General features: G+C 43.6%; 14 protein-coding genes. 13 read left to right on the plus strand and 1 reads right to left on the minus strand.

Annotation, left to right across the window (positions count from 1 at the left end; genetic code table 11):
* Positions 1 to 232 precede the first annotated feature (232 nt).
* Positions 233 to 949, minus strand: a complete 717-nt coding sequence (locus RCH62_RS02595; protein WP_006595289.1) for a GntR family transcriptional regulator — start codon at positions 947 to 949, stop codon at positions 233 to 235.
* Between the two features lie 131 nt (positions 950 to 1,080).
* Here RCH62_RS02595 and RCH62_RS02600 point away from each other — a divergent pair, with 131 nt between their 5' ends.
* The 13 genes from RCH62_RS02600 (at position 1,081) to adhE (ending at position 15,744) form a co-directional block, all read left to right on the plus strand.
* Positions 1,081 to 2,868, plus strand: a complete 1,788-nt coding sequence (locus tag RCH62_RS02600) for a beta-galactosidase family protein (protein WP_306474551.1) — start codon at positions 1,081 to 1,083, stop codon at positions 2,866 to 2,868.
* Entirely contained in the window at positions 2,865 to 3,341 is a 477-nt protein-coding gene (locus RCH62_RS02605) for a PTS system mannose/fructose/N-acetylgalactosamine-transporter subunit IIB (protein WP_126403582.1), read from the plus strand. The genes RCH62_RS02600 and RCH62_RS02605 overlap by 4 nt, the downstream gene beginning before the upstream one ends.
* A 39-nt stretch (positions 3,342 to 3,380) precedes the next feature.
* Positions 3,381 to 4,295 (plus strand): PTS mannose/fructose/sorbose/N-acetylgalactosamine transporter subunit IIC, encoded by a 915-nt coding sequence (locus RCH62_RS02610; RefSeq protein WP_306474552.1) that lies wholly within the window; start codon positions 3,381 to 3,383, stop codon positions 4,293 to 4,295.
* Positions 4,282 to 5,103, plus strand: a complete 822-nt coding sequence (locus RCH62_RS02615) for a PTS system mannose/fructose/sorbose family transporter subunit IID (RefSeq protein WP_306474553.1) — start codon at positions 4,282 to 4,284, stop codon at positions 5,101 to 5,103. Before RCH62_RS02610 ends, RCH62_RS02615 begins: the two co-directional genes overlap by 14 nt.
* Before the next feature lie 11 nt (positions 5,104 to 5,114).
* Positions 5,115 to 5,519: a PTS sugar transporter subunit IIA gene (locus RCH62_RS02620; RefSeq protein ID WP_306474554.1), complete on the plus strand. Its 405-nt coding sequence runs from the start codon at positions 5,115 to 5,117 to the stop codon at positions 5,517 to 5,519.
* Positions 5,520 to 5,616: 97 nt separating this feature from the next.
* Entirely contained in the window at positions 5,617 to 6,780 is a 1,164-nt protein-coding gene (locus RCH62_RS02625; RefSeq protein ID WP_306474555.1) for an SIS domain-containing protein, read from the plus strand.
* 27 nt (positions 6,781 to 6,807) lie between these two features.
* Positions 6,808 to 7,848, plus strand: coding sequence for an aldose epimerase family protein (locus RCH62_RS02630; protein WP_306474556.1), 1,041 nt, complete (start codon positions 6,808 to 6,810; stop codon positions 7,846 to 7,848).
* A 495-nt stretch (positions 7,849 to 8,343) separates the two neighbouring features.
* Positions 8,344 to 9,342, plus strand: coding sequence for a Holliday junction branch migration DNA helicase RuvB (ruvB, locus tag RCH62_RS02635; RefSeq protein WP_023024896.1), 999 nt, complete (start codon positions 8,344 to 8,346; stop codon positions 9,340 to 9,342).
* 6 nt (positions 9,343 to 9,348) lie between these two features.
* Positions 9,349 to 9,915, plus strand: coding sequence for a nucleotidyltransferase family protein (locus RCH62_RS02640; protein ID WP_306474557.1), 567 nt, complete (start codon positions 9,349 to 9,351; stop codon positions 9,913 to 9,915).
* Positions 9,916 to 10,033: 118 nt separating this feature from the next.
* Entirely contained in the window at positions 10,034 to 10,456 is a 423-nt protein-coding gene (locus RCH62_RS02645; protein WP_129270557.1) for a low molecular weight protein-tyrosine-phosphatase, read from the plus strand.
* Between the two features lie 57 nt (positions 10,457 to 10,513).
* The gene (locus RCH62_RS02650; protein WP_129270555.1) at positions 10,514 to 10,927 is read left to right on the plus strand and encodes a hypothetical protein; all 414 of its coding nucleotides are present in this window, start codon (positions 10,514 to 10,516) and stop codon (positions 10,925 to 10,927) included.
* The gene (locus RCH62_RS02655; protein WP_306474558.1) at positions 10,917 to 12,734 is read left to right on the plus strand and encodes an acyltransferase family protein; all 1,818 of its coding nucleotides are present in this window, start codon (positions 10,917 to 10,919) and stop codon (positions 12,732 to 12,734) included. The genes RCH62_RS02650 and RCH62_RS02655 overlap by 11 nt, the downstream gene beginning before the upstream one ends.
* A gap of 358 nt (positions 12,735 to 13,092) precedes the next feature.
* Positions 13,093 to 15,744 (plus strand): bifunctional acetaldehyde-CoA/alcohol dehydrogenase, encoded by a 2,652-nt coding sequence (gene adhE / locus RCH62_RS02660; protein WP_306474559.1) that lies wholly within the window; start codon positions 13,093 to 13,095, stop codon positions 15,742 to 15,744.
* Positions 15,745 to 15,836 lie beyond the last annotated feature (92 nt).

Consider the following 15,836-nt stretch of genomic DNA (forward strand, 5'->3'; position numbering starts at 1 on the left):
GACGACGAAATCGAATTCTAACGAATGACCGATTTCTGTCCCACTCTCTTTTCTTTTCCTATAACAGGTGCTCTAGAGCCTGAATTTATCATAATAAATTTTGACTAATTAAACTATTTATAGGAAGTCTATCACTAATTATAGATTATTCGTTTTACATGTTTTAGGAACTATTTTTCATGCTATAATTTGTATCATAAAAGTCTGAGGCCAGACCCCAGACTTTGAATGATCAATGATCACGATCACAAGAGATAAATTTGATTTTATAGTAGTCGCCACGTTTATAGGTTTCACTATATTCGAGAATTTGACCGGTCGCTTCCAATTTTGTCGTTTTCACTTGACGGACAGTTGGGAAGTTTTCATCGATATTCAACACAGAAGCGATTTTGCTTGGTGTTGGAAATACAATATCATTGATTTCTTCAAAGTGTTCATCATTCATATGAATATGATAATCTTCTTTAAAGCGATCATAAATCGAACTATAGTAATCTAAACTCGGATAATTTGGGTTAATATATTGCTCTGGGACATAGGTCTGGTGGTAGATATAGGTATCTTCACCAATATGACGCGTCCGATCAATCTTATAATAGAATTGAGTCGGAGCGAGCCCCAGTTTATCCAGGATATTCAGCGCGTTGCCACGCTTAATAGAGAGAACTTTTACGGTCGCTTTTTGGATAGGGAAGGTTTCAACGTCTGAAAACTCAACCAGTTTGTGTTTTCTAGCGCGCGAAACAAACGTTCCTTTCCCTTGTTGGCGGACGATGTATCCATCGCTAGCCAAATCGTTCAAAGCACGAACAACAGTAATCGAGCTAACATTATAAATCTTAATCAGCTCGGCTTCTGTGTAAAATTTATCTCCATTTTCGAATTTACCTGAGATAATTTGTTGCTTCAAATCATCTTTGATGTGTTGGTATTTTGGGATTGCCATGTGCTTCACCTCTTCTTTCGATATCCCTTGTTAATATTATTTTAACATATTTTTTCAAAAGTGGTTGACATTTTTTGATCAATATATTATATTAATAAATGAAAAGGGTTTCTTAGAAGGAGGTTCTCAGTATGGGGGCATTTGAAATCCGTAAAGATTTTTATTTAAATGATCAACCTTTTAAGATTTTATCTGGTGCAATTCATTATTTTCGGATCGATCGTGAGGATTGGTATCATTCCTTATATAACCTAAAAGCTCTAGGTTTTAATACTGTTGAAACCTATGTCCCATGGAATGCTCATGAGCCACAAAGAGGCCACTTTCACTTTGAAGGGAATTTGGACCTGGAGCACTTTATCCAAGTAGCTCAAGAGCTGGATTTGTATGTGATCCTCCGTCCGTCACCGTTCATCTGTTCGGAGTGGGAATTTGGGGGCTTGCCAGCCTGGCTAATCAAAGAAGACCTTCGGATTCGCTCATCGGATCCGGCCTTTCTCAAGGAAGTGGCTCGCTATTACGACGAGCTCCTGCCACGTGTGGCCAAGTACCAATTGGATCGTGGGGGCAATATCCTCATGATGCAGGTTGAGAACGAATATGGCTCTTATGGCGAAGACAAGGCCTACCTTCGGGCGATCAGAGATCTAATGATCGAGCGGGATATTACTTGTCCACTCTTCACCTCTGATGGACCTTGGAGGGCGACCCTTCGAGCAGGGACCTTGATTGAGGATGGACTCTTTGTAACCGGTAATTTTGGTTCGCGAGCGAATTACAACTTCTCTCAGATGAAAGAGTTCTTTGCTGAGCATGACAAAGAGTGGCCACTCATGTGTATGGAATTTTGGGATGGCTGGTTCAATCGGTGGAAAGAACCTATCATCAAGCGAGATCCAGAAGAGTTGGCAGAAGCAGTCCATGAAGTCTTACAAGAAGGCTCTATCAATCTCTATATGTTCCATGGTGGGACCAACTTTGGATTTATGAACGGTTGCTCAGCACGAGGGACCATGGATTTGCCACAGGTAACATCTTATGACTATGACGCTCTCTTAGATGAGCAGGGCAATCCGACTCCTAAGTACCATGCAGTCAAAAAGATGATGGCGACCTACTATCCAGAGTATCCACAGATGGATCCACTTGTGAAGTCGACTTTGCCAGAGCATAGACTAAAGTTAACCAACAAGACTAGTTTGTTTGGTAATTTAAATGAGATTGCTCAGGTCACAGAAAGTCTGTATCCACAGACCATGGAAGAAATCGACCATCCCTTAGGCTATCTGCTCTATGAGACAGAGGTGGAAATGGATGCGGAAGAAGAGCGCTTGCGTATCATCGATGCGCGTGATCGAGCACAGGTATATGCCAATGATCAATTGATTGCCACTCAATACCAAGAAGAAATCGGACAAGATCTTTTTTTAAACGGAAAAAAGAAAACGATTACAAACCTAAAGCTCTTGATCGAAAACATGGGACGAGTCAATTATGGGCACAAGCTCCTAGCGGATACACAGCGAAAAGGAATCCGAACAGGAGTTTGTATCGATCTACATTTCAAGCTTGATTGGAAACAATATGCGCTTGATTTTAGACAGCTGGATCGCCTGGATTTTTCGAAAGAATGGCAAGAAGGTCAACCAGCTTTTTATCAATTTGCTTTTCATCTAGATCAAGTCGAGGATACCTTCCTTGATATGACTGGATTTGGAAAAGGGATCGTTCTTGTAAACGGCCACCATATCGGTCGTTTCTGGGAAGTCGGTCCAACACTCTCCCTCTACATCCCTCATGGTTTTCTCAAAGATGGGGAAAATGAAATCCTCGTCTTTGAGACAGAGGGCACTTGGACGGAGACCTTAAAACTTGTTTCACAACCTACATTCAAAGAAGTAAAGGGGGAAAACTTATGACTATTGTAGGATGCCGTATCGATGGACGTTTGATCCACGGGCAGGTAGCCAATCTTTGGACTACCAAACTAAATGTTTCACGTATCATGGTGATCGATGATGAAGTCGCTCAAAATGATATCGAAAAAAGTGGTTTAAAACTAGCGACACCACCTGGTGTCAAGCTCAGTATCTTGCCAGTAGCAAAGGCTGCAGAAAATATCTTGGCTGGAAAATATGACAGCCAACGTCTCTTCATCGTAGCTCGCAAGCCAGATCGTTTCCTCGGCTTGGTAGAAGCAGGTGTGCCACTTGAAACTTTAAATGTGGGGAACATGTCTCAATCAGACGAGACTCGTCCGATTACTCGTTCGATCAACGTAGTGGATGCTGATGTGGAAGCTTTCCACAAGCTAGCTGAAAAAGGAGTTAAGCTAACTGCTCAAATGGTTCCAAATGATCCAATTGAAGACTTCTTGAAGTTGCTCAAATAGTTTATAAATAAAAAAGAAAAATTTTAGGAGGAAATTGTCATGATACAATGGTGGCAAATTTTACTACTTACTTTGTACTCAGCTTATCAAATCTGTGATGAGTTGACGATTGTTTCATCAGCAGGCTCACCAGTCTTTGCTGGTTTCATTACAGGACTTGTCATGGGGGATTTAAAGACAGGTCTCTTTATCGGAGCTTCTCTTCAATTGACAGTGCTCGGTGTTGGTACTTTCGGTGGAGCTTCTCGTATTGACGCCACTTCTGGTGCTGTTCTTGCAACTGCCTTCTCAGTAGCACAAGGGATTGATCCAGAGCTTGCTATTGCTACAATCGCTGTGCCGGTAGCAACTTTGTTGACATACTTTGATATTCTTGGTCGTATGACTACAACTTACTTCGCTCACCGTGTAGATGCTGCGATTGAACGCTTTGATTACAAAGGCATCGAACGCAACTATCTCCTTGGGGCGATTCCATGGGCTCTTTCTCGAGCTCTCCCAGTTTTCTTCGCACTTGCTTTTGGTGGAGCTTTCGTAGAAACTGTTGTTACAGGTCTTGCTAATGTACAATGGTTGGCAAACGGTCTGAAACTTGCAGGTCAAATGCTTCCAGGTCTTGGATTTGCGATCTTGCTTCGTTACCTTCCTGTTCGTCGTAACCTTCACTACTTAGCACTTGGCTTTGGCTTAACAGCTATGTTGACAGTGCTTTATAGCAATGTTCAAAGCCTTGGTGCTGCAGTGTCTAGCATTGTCGGTTCTGAAGTGTTCGCTAAACTTCCAGAAGAACAAGCTATTACTTTTGTTAACAACTTCAAGAGTGTATCTATGATTGGTATTGCCATTATCGGTATCTTCCTTGCAGTACAACACTTCAAAAACAGTCAACGTACAGTCGTAGCTGCTCCAGTAACTGAATCAGAAAGCGGGGAAATTGAAGATGACGAATTCTAAGAATTACAAACTCACTAAAGAGGATTTTAATCAAATTAACAAACGTAGTCTGTTTACTTTCCAATTAGGTTGGAACTATGAACGGATGCAGGCTTCTGGTTACCTTTATATGATTTTACCTCAGTTGCGTAAAATGTATGGTGATGGCACTCCAGAATTGAAAGAAATGATGAAATTGCATACGCAATTCTTCAATACTTCACCATTCTTCCACACCATTATCACTGGTTTTGACCTCGCTTTGGAAGAAAAAGATGGTGTCAAATCAAAAGATGCGGTCAATGGTATCAAGACAGGTCTCATGGGACCATTCGCTCCTCTTGGGGACTCAATCTTTGGATCATTGGTACCAGCTATTATGGGTTCAATCGCAGCAACTTTGGCTGTTGCAGGAAACCCAGCCGGTATCTTCTTGTGGATCGCTGTGGCAGTTGCTTATGACATTTTCCGTTGGAAACAATTGGAATTTGCCTATAAAGAAGGGGTTAACCTCATCAACAACATGCAAAGTACCTTGACAGCTTTGATTGATGCAGCTGCCGTTCTGGGTATCTTCATGGTTGGTGCCTTGATTGCCAGCATGATTGGTGTTGAAGTTTCTTGGACTCCACACATTGGGGACAAAGCGATTGAAATTCAAGATATGCTCAACCTTATCTTCCCACGTTTGGTACCAGCTATCATCACAGGTGTAATCTACTGGTTGCTTGGACGTAAAGGTATGAACTCTACAAAAGCTATCTTGCTCATCATCCTTGCAGCAATCGCATTCTCAGCATTTGGCCACTTCTTCTTTGGAATGGCATAATGGAGTAAGGTATGGCAAAACAGTTAGTATTGGTCAGTCATGGTCGCTTCTGTGAAGAGCTCAAAGCCAGTACAGAAATGATTATGGGACCACAAGACAATATTCATGCCGTGGCCCTCTTGCCAGAGGAAGGTCCTGAGGAGTTTACAGCCAAGTTTGAAGCCTGTGTTGCAGACTTTGAGGACTATATCGTCTTTGCGGATCTTTTGGGAGGCACTCCTTGTAATACAGTTAGCCGCCTGATTCTTGAAGGACGTGCGATTGACCTCTATGCAGGGATGAACTTGCCAATGGTAATTGAATTTATTAATAACAGCCTGGTCGGAGGAGAAGAAGACTATCCAGCGCGTGCACAAGAAAGCATCGTGAAGGTTAATGATCTCTTATCCAACTTTGATGACGACGAGGATGAGTAAGATACGATAGCGAAAACCGCTTGAACATTCGGAATGGGGCTGGGACAATTGTCTCGGCCTCTTACCGCTTATAAGGCGGGTAGAAAAGAGGAGAAGCATGCTAGATTATACAAAAGAAGAACTGCTTGAACTGGGGGCTGAAATTACGACACGCGAAATTTATCAGCAACCGGAAGTTTGGAAAGAAACCTATCGTCTCTATCAAGAGAAAGCAAAAGAAATCCAAGAGTTTTTAGAGACTATTGGGAATCGTCATGGATACATCAAGATTATCTTGACAGGAGCTGGGACCTCAGCCTATGTAGGGGACACCTTGGTTCCCTATTTGCAGGAAGTGCACGATGAACGCCATTGGAATTTCCAATCCATTGCGACGACTGATATCGTGGCGCATCCACAAACCTACCTCAAAAAAGAAGTGCCGACTGTCTTGGTTTCCTTTGCACGAAGTGGTAACTCGCCTGAAAGTGTTGCGACAGTTGAGTTAGCTCAACAATTGGTGGAGGATCTCTATCAGATCACCATTACCTGTGCAGCCGAAGGAAAACTAGCCCAGCAAGCTCACGGAGATGAGCGCAATCTCTTGCTCTTACAACCAAAAGAAACCAATGATGCTGGCTTTGCTATGACTTCTAGCTTTACCTCTATGCTTTTGACAGCTCTCTTGGTCTTTGATCCAAGTGAGGAAGAAATCAAGAAAAAACGAGTGGAAGAATTGATTTATCTGTCAGAGCAGGTCTTGGAGAAAGATCGCGAGGTCAAGGAAATTGTGGATTTAGACTTCGAACGCGTCATCTATCTAGGAGCAGGACCTTTCTTTGGGTTAGCTCATGAAGCTCAACTCAAGATTTTAGAGTTAACAGCCGGTAAAATCGCGACCATGTACGAGAGCCCTGTCGGCTTCCGTCATGGACCGAAATCCCTCATCAATGACCAGACCCTGGTCTTGGTTTTTGGCTCCATTGATCCTTATACGCGCCAGTACGATTTGGATTTGGTTGGAGAAGTGGCTGGAGATCAGATTGCCCGTCAGGTCGTTCTCTTGACCGACCAAGCTGCTAGGATTGAGCATGTACGTGAAGTGTTGGTAGCATCTTCAGCAGAGTCGCTAGATATCTACCGTGCCTTCCCATACATTATCTACGGTCAATTGATTTCTCTCTTGACTTCGCTCAAGGTTCAAAATCGCCCAGATACGCCATCACCAACTGGAACAGTCAACCGTGTTGTACAAGGAGTGGTGATTCACCCCTTTCACTAGAATGAACGATGTTGGAGGAGACAACTTGTGAAACACTATAAAAAATATCTATTTGGTCAATTAGATGGCCAAGATGTAGAAGCGTATCGCCTCGAGAATGACCTGGGGTATCAATTGTCGGTCATGACCTATGGAGCTACTATTCTAGAGTATGTGACACCAGACAAACAGGATCAATTTGCTAATATTGTACTGGGATTCGACAATTTCGATGCCTATGTTGGCAATAGCCCCAAGTATGGGGCTAGCATTGGTCCAGTCGCTGGTCGAATCGCAGGTGCCAGCTTTGACCTCAATGGTCAAACCTATCACTTGGAAGCCAATAATGGCGCCAACTGCAACCATAGTGGATCGACTGGCTGGGACAGCGCCTTATTTAGCATGGAGTCGGTGACAGACCAAGAAATCACCCTGTACACAGAGCGTGCAGATGGCACCGGTGGATTCCCTGGAAATCTCAAGATCTGGGTGACCTATGGTTTGACTGAAGCAGGAGAGTTAGAAATCAGCTACCAGGTAGAGACAGACCAGGACACCCTGGTCAATCCGACCAACCACAGCTATTTCAACCTATCAGGCAACTTCACCCAGCCGATTAATGACCATGTCTTTCAGATCAATCATCAGGGTCTTTACCCCATCCATCCAGATGGTGTCCCTCTTCACACTGTGGATAGAGAAAGTCCAATCGTTCAGCATCTCTACCAAGCTATGCTATTAGAGGATCTCTTCAAGGATGCTGATCCACAAATTCGCCTGGTAGAAGGCTTGGACCATCCTTTCGCTTTACCAGAAGGGCATGAAAATGCAGGCTTCTTCTACCATCAACCATCTGGACGCTTTTTGACCTTCAAGTCAGAAGCCCCAGCTTTGGTGGTATATTCAGCCAATTTTGTAGATGAAGCCGTTCATCTTCAAGGAAAATCAATTGTTCAACACAATGGATTGGCTCTCGAATTTCAAACAGTGCCAGATGCCATTCATAGTGACCAAGCTGAAAAGGTTATCTTGAGAGCAGGGCAAGTCTTTACTAGCAAGACCAGCTACCATGCCATTGCTAAGAAATAATGAGAAAAGGGGAGGCTCCAAACAAGGATGTAAAATTCTTGCTCAAGGTCTCCTCTTTTTTAGGAAATAATTTTTAAAACTAACTATAAGGAAACTTTAAGCTTCCTGTCGTATACTAATACCATCATCAAAGACCTCCTAACTTTGAATGATAAAACTCCTAAAACTTTTTCATAATAATCTCCCTATAAGAGCCACCAAAACCGGTGGCTTTTTCTACGTACCTTAGTGAGTCAAGTCCATTCGGGACGCCGACGAACTTAGGTACGTTGACGCAGTTCGAACGCTAGTGAGAACTACGATCCATAAAAAGAAACAAGTTATTTTAAGAGGGAAAACTACGTTTCTTACTATTTCATTGAACCAAACCTGACATGGGAATCAGGCGAACTTAGCTATATTGACGCAGCTCGAGCGCTAGTGAGAACTACGATCCTTAAAAAACACGTTCTATTTGTGGTACCGAAGGTATCATTTTTTGCTATAATAGACTGTATGAGTAGAATTTTAGACAATGAAATCATGGGCGATGAAGAGGCAGTTGAACGGACGCTACGCCCGCAATATTTACATGAATATATCGGCCAGGATAAGGTCAAGGACCAGCTAAAAATCTTTATTGAAGCGGCTAAGCTTCGGGATGAAGCGCTGGACCATGTCCTTCTTTTTGGCCCTCCGGGGCTGGGGAAAACTACGATGGCCTTTGTCATTGCCAATGAGTTGGGTGTTAATCTCAAGCAGACTTCCGGTCCTGTCATTGAAAAGGCTGGTGACTTGGTAGCCATCCTCAATGACCTAGAGCCGGGTGATGTTCTCTTTATCGATGAAATCCACCGTCTGCCAATGTCAGTCGAAGAAGTGCTTTACAGTGCCATGGAAGATTTTTACATCGATATCATGATTGGTGCTGGCGAGACCAGTCGGAGTGTCCACCTGGATCTTCCTCCTTTCACCTTGATTGGGGCGACGACCCGAGCGGGTATGCTGTCCAACCCCTTGCGCGCTCGCTTTGGGATTACGGGCCATATGGAATATTACGAGCAAGATGATCTGACAGAGATTGTCGAGCGGACTGCCGAGATCTTTGAGATGGAGATTACCCATGAGGCTGCTGAGGAGCTTTCTCTTCGTAGTCGTGGGACTCCCCGGATTGCCAACCGCTTGCTCAAACGGGTGCGCGATTTTGCCCAGATTATGGGCGATGGCTTGATTGATGAGACTATTACCGACAAGGCACTCTCCATGCTGGATGTGGACCATGAAGGGCTGGACTATGTCGATCAAAAAATCCTGCGCACCATGATTGAGATGTATGGGGGAGGCCCAGTTGGCCTTGGGACCCTATCGGTCAATATTGCTGAAGAGCGGGAGACTGTAGAAGACATGTATGAACCTTACTTGATTCAGAAAGGCTTTATCATGCGGACTCGTACAGGGCGCGTGGCGACCCGCAAGGCCTATGAACACCTAGGCTATCCCTACAATGGAGACTAGCAGAAGATGCTGACGGAAGAAACGATAGTAGAACAAATTCAAGTGGATCCAGAGATGATGGCGGTCTTGGCCATTATTCGAGATCTAGATTTGGCAGATGCTTGGTTAGCAGCGGGTGCGGTACGAAATTTCATCTGGAACCAGCTTTCTGGAAGACTTGGGTTTGATGCGACAACGGATCTGGATCTGGTCTTTTATGACCCTGCGATCAGCTATGAGGAGACGCAACAGATTGAGCAGGAATTAAAGAAGGTCTATCCCCAGTACGCTTGGGAAGTGAAGAATCAAGTCTACATGCACCAGCATAGCCCGGGGACGGCCCCTTATCGCAGTGCCTGTGATGCGGTTTCTAAATACCCCGAGCAGTGTACGGCTCTTGCGGTTCGCCTAAGGAAAGATGGTCAGTTGGAGCTCTTTCTCCCCTATGGGACAAGGGATATCGAAAACTTCGTCGTTCAGCCGACTCCACATTTTTTAGCTAGTCCAGAGCGTTTGGCAGTTTATACGGAACGCATGCGGAAGAAAGATTGGAAACGAAAATGGCCAGCCCTTCAGATCATCCTGCCTGAATAAAAAAAGAAAGTCAGCCCACCTCAATGGTGGACAGGCTTTTTTCGTCTTGCCTCAAAATTATAATTTTAGCAGATTATATTTTTCTTACATTCTGTTATAATAGAAAGGAGGTGCTGTCATGAAAAAAATCGTATTTGTGTGTTTAGGAAATATTTGTCGAAGCCCCATGGCGGAGTTTGTCATGAAGGACTTGACCAACCAGTATGAGATTGAAAGCCGTGCTACTTCTAACTGGGAGCACGGGAACCCTATTCACCAAGGGACTCAAAAGATTTTTCGTAGCCATGGCGTACCCTATGATGTGTCTAAAACATCCCTTCAAATCAGTGACCAAGATTTTCATACCTTTGACCTGATCTTAGGGATGGATGAAAACAATGTGGCTGACCTCAAACGAATGGCACCGCCTGGAACAGAGCATAAGATTCATCTCTTTGCAGGAGAAAGTGTTCCAGATCCATGGTACACAGGAGATTTCGAAGAGACCTATCGCCGTGTCCTAGCTGGTTGTCAAGAGTGGTTGGAACGATTAGAAGATTAGTTTCGGACTGGCTCCTTAAAGGACTAACCGGCTGAAGATAAAAAGAATGAACAGAGTATGGAAAAAATAAAAGAATTATATGAGACCTATAAGGTCTATGTTACGAGAGAGAATATTGAACGCTTGTCCTTGGGGATCATTGTTCTGTCTGCTTTGTGGGTATTTCTTTCCTCCATTCCTTTCGGAGGTGTGTTGACCCTCGATAAGGGAGCTATTCGCTACGACGGAAGTGTCGTCCGAGGCAAGATGAATGGCCAAGGGACGGTGACTTTTGAGAACGGGGACACCTACAAGGGCAATTTTGTCAATGGGACCTTTAGTGGTTATGGAACCTTTACAGCCAAGGCTGGCTGGAAATATGAAGGTGAATTTGTCAATGGCCAACCAGAAGGCCAGGGAACCTTGACGACAGAACAAAATGTCGTTTATAAGGGAACGTTTAAACAAGGAATTTATCAAAATGCGAATTAAATGGTTTTCATTGGTACGGATAACGGGACTTCTTCTCGTTCTTCTCTACCATTTCTTTCAAAAAGTTTTTCCTGGTGGATTTATTGGAGTCGACATCTTCTTTACTTTCTCAGGATTTTTGATTACGGCTCTTCTAATCGATGAGTTTGCCCGTCATCAAAAAATTGATCTCAAGGGCTTCCTCAGACGACGCTTCTACCGGATTGTACCTCCTTTAGTCTTTATGGTCTTGCTGGTCATGCCTTTTACCTTCTTGGTCAGACGAGACTTTATTGCTGGGATTGGGACGCAGATTGCAGCCGTTTTTGGCTTTGTGACTAACTTCTATGAGATGTTAAGTGGCGGAAGTTACGAAAGTCAGTTCATCCCCCATCTTTTCATTCATACTTGGAGTTTGGCTCTTGAAGTTCATTACTACGTCCTCTGGGCGCTCTTGGCTTGGTTTTTGGGTAAAAAAGCTAAATCAGTTGGCCAATATAGAGGCTATATCTTCCTATCTTCGACAGGTCTCTTTTTGGTGACTTTCCTGACCTTCTTTGTCGGAGCGCTGGTCACCAAGAATTTGTCCAATGTCTACTTTTCTAGTATCGCTCACGTCTTTCCTTTCTTTGTGGGGAGTGCTTTAGCGACAGTGACAGGGATTACAACGACCAGCCCAAATCTTACTCAATTAGTGAAGAAGCTATCTCTACAGAAGACGTTAGCGATTTTAGCGGGTGCTTTTCTAGTTTTGTTGGTCTTGACCTTTATCCTTCCCTTTGATAGTGTTTGGACCTATTTATTTGGCTTTTTAGTAGCAACTCTTGCTGCATCTGTGATGATTGTGATGACGCGTGTCCTTCATGAAAAGACACCAGATCAGAAAGAACCAGCAGTGATTACCTTTATTGCAGATACAAGTTATGGGGTTTATCTCTTCCACTGGCCATTTTACATCATCTTTTCTCAATTAATGACCAATGGCTGGGCTTCTCTATTAACAGCGCTTGTATCCTTTAGTCTTGCTGCCTTGAGTTTCTATATTATTGAACCAACCTTGGCTGGACGTGAACCGAAGATTTTTGGGATCTCGATGGATCTCAGAAGTTTCACGAAACCACTCTTTTACAGCGCGATTCCCTTGACCTTGCTCATGTTTGGGATTGCACTCTTTGCGCCACGCGTCGGAGCCTTTGATGAAAACCTGATTACCGAAGGGCTTCGTCAATCCGACAGCAAGATGCAGATCACGCGTGCCCAAGTTGACAATGCTTCAGCGACTTCCTACAATGTATCAGATGGCGTGACCATGATCGGGGATTCTGTAAACCTCCGGGCATCAGATTATCTGAAACAAGTACTGCCAGATATCCAATTAGATGCTTTGGTGAGCCGCAATCTGGACTCAGGCTTAAAAGTATATGAAACAGATATTGCCAATAGAGTCTTGCTCAAGAACGTGGTAATCGCACTTGGAACCAACTCTTCTAATAATTATCAAGAATTGTTGGATAAGTTTGTTCAAGAACTACCAAAAGGACATCGCCTAATCTTTGTGACCCCATATGATGGGCGTGAAGCCAATGATAGCAATAGCGTTACCGTTCAAACTCGACAGTATCAGTTGGAATTGGCTAAAAAATATGACTATGTCTATGTAGCAGACTGGTACCAAGTGGCTGTCGATAATCCAGCTATCTGGGCTGGAACGGATAGTGTCCACTTTGGTTTAGAATCAGATGGCTCCATCGATGTTGGGGGAAATCTATACGCTAACGTCGTAAAAGAAGCAGTTGATCAAGCAAATCGGGGGCCAGTTAAGCCGTAAAAATTACTAAACGACTTAAGCAATTTTCACTTGAAGAAAATTGCTTTTTTTAGTAAAATTAAGAAAACGCTTACAAAAAATGCGTGAAAATATTTGTTTGTGAAATTGAAGTGCTTTCTCAAAAAAATTCTTCAATTTTTTCTTGAAAATACTCCTGTATAGAAGGAGAAGGAGGATTCATGATAAAAAGTTAAAAAAATCTTTGTGAAACTATTTACAAATTTTCTAAAATAGAGTACAATAATATTGTGAAAAAATTAACAAATCGAAATTTCTTACACTATTCTTGAAAGTTTCTGAAAACAGGAAAAAGTTCCGGAAAAGGATAAGGGTTTCAAACATTGGAGGAAAGCATCAAATGGCTGATAAAAGAACTCAATCACCTGAAGAAAAGAAACTCGCTGCTGAAAAACATGTAGACGAGTTGGTGCAAAAAGCGCTCGTAGCGCTTGAAGAAATGCGCAAATTGGATCAGGAGCAAGTAGACTACATTGTGGCGAAAGCATCTGTAGCTGCTCTTGACGCTCACGGTGAGCTCGCTCTTCATGCCTATGAAGAAACTGGTCGTGGAGTCTTTGAAGACAAGGCGACTAAGAACTTGTTCGCTTGTGAGCACGTTGTAAACAACATGCGTCACACCAAGACAGTTGGTGTCATTCAAGAAGATGATGTCACTGGTTTGACCTTGATTGCTGAGCCAGTCGGAGTAGTCTGCGGGATCACACCTACAACCAACCCAACTTCAACAGCAATCTTTAAAGCATTGATTTCCTTGAAGACACGGAACCCTATCGTCTTTGCTTTCCACCCATCAGCGCAAGAATCATCTGCTCATGCGGCACAAATCGTCCGCGATGCAGCGATTAAAGCAGGAGCTCCTGAAAACTGTGTGCAATGGATCACGCAACCATCTATGGAAGCAACCAGTGCCCTTATGAACCACGAAGGGATTGCGACTATCCTTGCAACAGGTGGTAACGCAATGGTGAAAGCTGCCTATTCTTGCGGTAAACCAGCTCTTGGGGTCGGTGCCGGAAACGTTCCTGCTTATGTCGAAAAATCAGCTAACATCCGCCAAGCTGCACACGATATCGTCATGTCTAAATCATTTGACAATGGTATGGTCTGTGCGTCTGAACAAGCGGTCATCATCGATAAAGAAATCTACGATGAGTTTGTTGAAGAATTCAAATCTTACCACACTTACTTTGTCAACAAAAAAGAAAAAGCCCTTCTTGAAGAGTTCTGCTTTGGTGTGAAAGCTAACAGCAAAAACTGTGCAGGTGCGAAATTGAATGCGGACATCGTTGGGAAACCAGCAGCATGGATCGCTGAACAAGCTGGCTTCTCAGTTCCAGAAGGAACCAATATCCTTGCAGCAGAATGTAAAGAAGTTGGCGAAAAAGAACCGTTGACTCGTGAAAAATTGTCACCAGTCATCGCTGTTTTGAAATCTGAAAGCCGTGAAGACGGAATTAACAAAGCTCGCCAAATGGTTGAATTCAACGGTCTTGGTCACTCAGCTGCTATCCATACTGCTGATGAAGAATTGACCAAAGAATTTGGTAAAGCAGTCAAAGCCATTCGTGTGATCTGCAACTCTCCTTCGACTTTCGGTGGTATCGGGGATGTTTACAATGCCTTCTTGCCATCATTGACACTTGGATGTGGTTCTTACGGACGTAACTCTGTTGGGGACAACGTTAGTGCCATCAACCTCTTGAATATCAAAAAAGTCGGACGCCGGAGAAATAACATGCAATGGATGAAACTTCCTTCAAAAACATACTTTGAACGTGATTCAATTGAATACCTACAAAAATGTCGTGACGTTGAACGTGTCATGATCGTTACAGACCACGCTATGGTAGAGCTTGGTTTCCTTGATCGTATCATCGAACAGCTTGACCTTCGTCGCAACAAGGTAGTTTACCAAATCTTTGCAGACGTTGAACCAGATCCAGATATCACAACTGTTGAACGTGGTACAGAGATCATGCGTGCCTTCAAACCAGATACTATCGTCGCTCTCGGCGGTGGATCTCCAATGGATGCGGCTAAAGTAATGTGGCTCTTCTATGAACAACCAGAAGTGGACTTCCGTGACCTTGTACAAAAATTCATGGATATCCGTAAACGTGCCTTCAAATTCCCATTGCTTGGTAAGAAAACTAAATTCATCGCGATCCCAACAACATCTGGTACAGGATCTGAAGTAACTCCATTTGCCGTTATCTCTGATAAAGCAAACAACCGTAAATACCCAATCGCAGACTACTCATTGACTCCAACGGTTGCCATTGTAGACCCTGCCTTGGTATTGACAGTTCCTGGATCTGTTGCGGCTGATACTGGTATGGACGTATTGACTCACGCGACTGAAGCTTACGTATCACAAATGGCTAGCGACTACACTGATGGTCTTGCTCTTCAAGCCATCAAACTTGTCTTTGAAAACTTGGAAAGCTCAGTGAAGAATGCAGACTTCCACTCACGTGAGAAAATGCATAACGCTTCAACTATTGCTGGTATGGCCTTCGCCAATGCCTTCCTAGGTATTTCTCACTCAATGGCTCACAAGATTGGTGCGCAATTCCACACCATTCACGGACGGACCAATGCAATCTTGCTTCCATACGTTATCCGCTACAACGGTACACGCCCAGCTAAGACAGCAACATGGCCTAAGTACAACTACTACCGTGCAGATGAGAAGTATCAAGACATCGCTCGTATGCTTGGCCTTCCATGCTCTACACCAGAAGAAGCAGTTGAAGCTTACGCGAAAGCTGTTTACGAACTCGGTGAACGTGTAGGAATTGAAATGAACTTTAAAGCACAAGGAATTGACGAAAAAGAATGGAAGAAACATTCTCGCGAATTGGCTTTCCTTGCTTACGAAGATCAATGTTCACCAGCTAACCCACGTCTTCCAATGGTAGACCACATGCAAGAAATCATCGAAGATGCATACTATGGTTACAAAGAACGTCCAGGACGTCGTAAATAAGGCGCTAGAGAACAACTGATGTTTATCAGCTACCCCTCGCTCAAAAGAGCGAGGGATTTTTCTTTATCTTAACGCTAGAAATTGATTTTTGA

Origin of the sequence: Streptococcus sp., from assembly GCF_030825805.1 — a bacterium.
Taxonomy (GTDB): Bacteria; Bacillota; Bacilli; order Lactobacillales; family Streptococcaceae; genus Streptococcus.

Coding starts and splice junctions, on each gene's coding strand:
- RCH62_RS02610 (WP_306474552.1), top strand. CDS start 3,381: ATGATACAATGGTGGCAAATTTTACTACTTACTTTGTACTCAGCTTAT.
- RCH62_RS02605 (WP_126403582.1), top strand. CDS start 2,865: ATGACTATTGTAGGATGCCGTATCGATGGACGTTTGATCCACGGGCAG.
- RCH62_RS02625 (WP_306474555.1), top strand. CDS start 5,617: ATGCTAGATTATACAAAAGAAGAACTGCTTGAACTGGGGGCTGAAATT.
- ruvB (WP_023024896.1), top strand. CDS start 8,344: ATGAGTAGAATTTTAGACAATGAAATCATGGGCGATGAAGAGGCAGTT.
- RCH62_RS02620 (WP_306474554.1), top strand. CDS start 5,115: ATGGCAAAACAGTTAGTATTGGTCAGTCATGGTCGCTTCTGTGAAGAG.
- adhE (WP_306474559.1), top strand. CDS start 13,093: ATGGCTGATAAAAGAACTCAATCACCTGAAGAAAAGAAACTCGCTGCT.
- RCH62_RS02595 (WP_006595289.1), bottom strand. CDS start 949: ATGGCAATCCCAAAATACCAACACATCAAAGATGATTTGAAGCAACAA.
- RCH62_RS02600 (WP_306474551.1), top strand. CDS start 1,081: ATGGGGGCATTTGAAATCCGTAAAGATTTTTATTTAAATGATCAACCT.
- RCH62_RS02655 (WP_306474558.1), top strand. CDS start 10,917: ATGCGAATTAAATGGTTTTCATTGGTACGGATAACGGGACTTCTTCTC.
- RCH62_RS02640 (WP_306474557.1), top strand. CDS start 9,349: ATGCTGACGGAAGAAACGATAGTAGAACAAATTCAAGTGGATCCAGAG.
- RCH62_RS02615 (WP_306474553.1), top strand. CDS start 4,282: ATGACGAATTCTAAGAATTACAAACTCACTAAAGAGGATTTTAATCAA.
- RCH62_RS02650 (WP_129270555.1), top strand. CDS start 10,514: ATGGAAAAAATAAAAGAATTATATGAGACCTATAAGGTCTATGTTACG.
- RCH62_RS02645 (WP_129270557.1), top strand. CDS start 10,034: ATGAAAAAAATCGTATTTGTGTGTTTAGGAAATATTTGTCGAAGCCCC.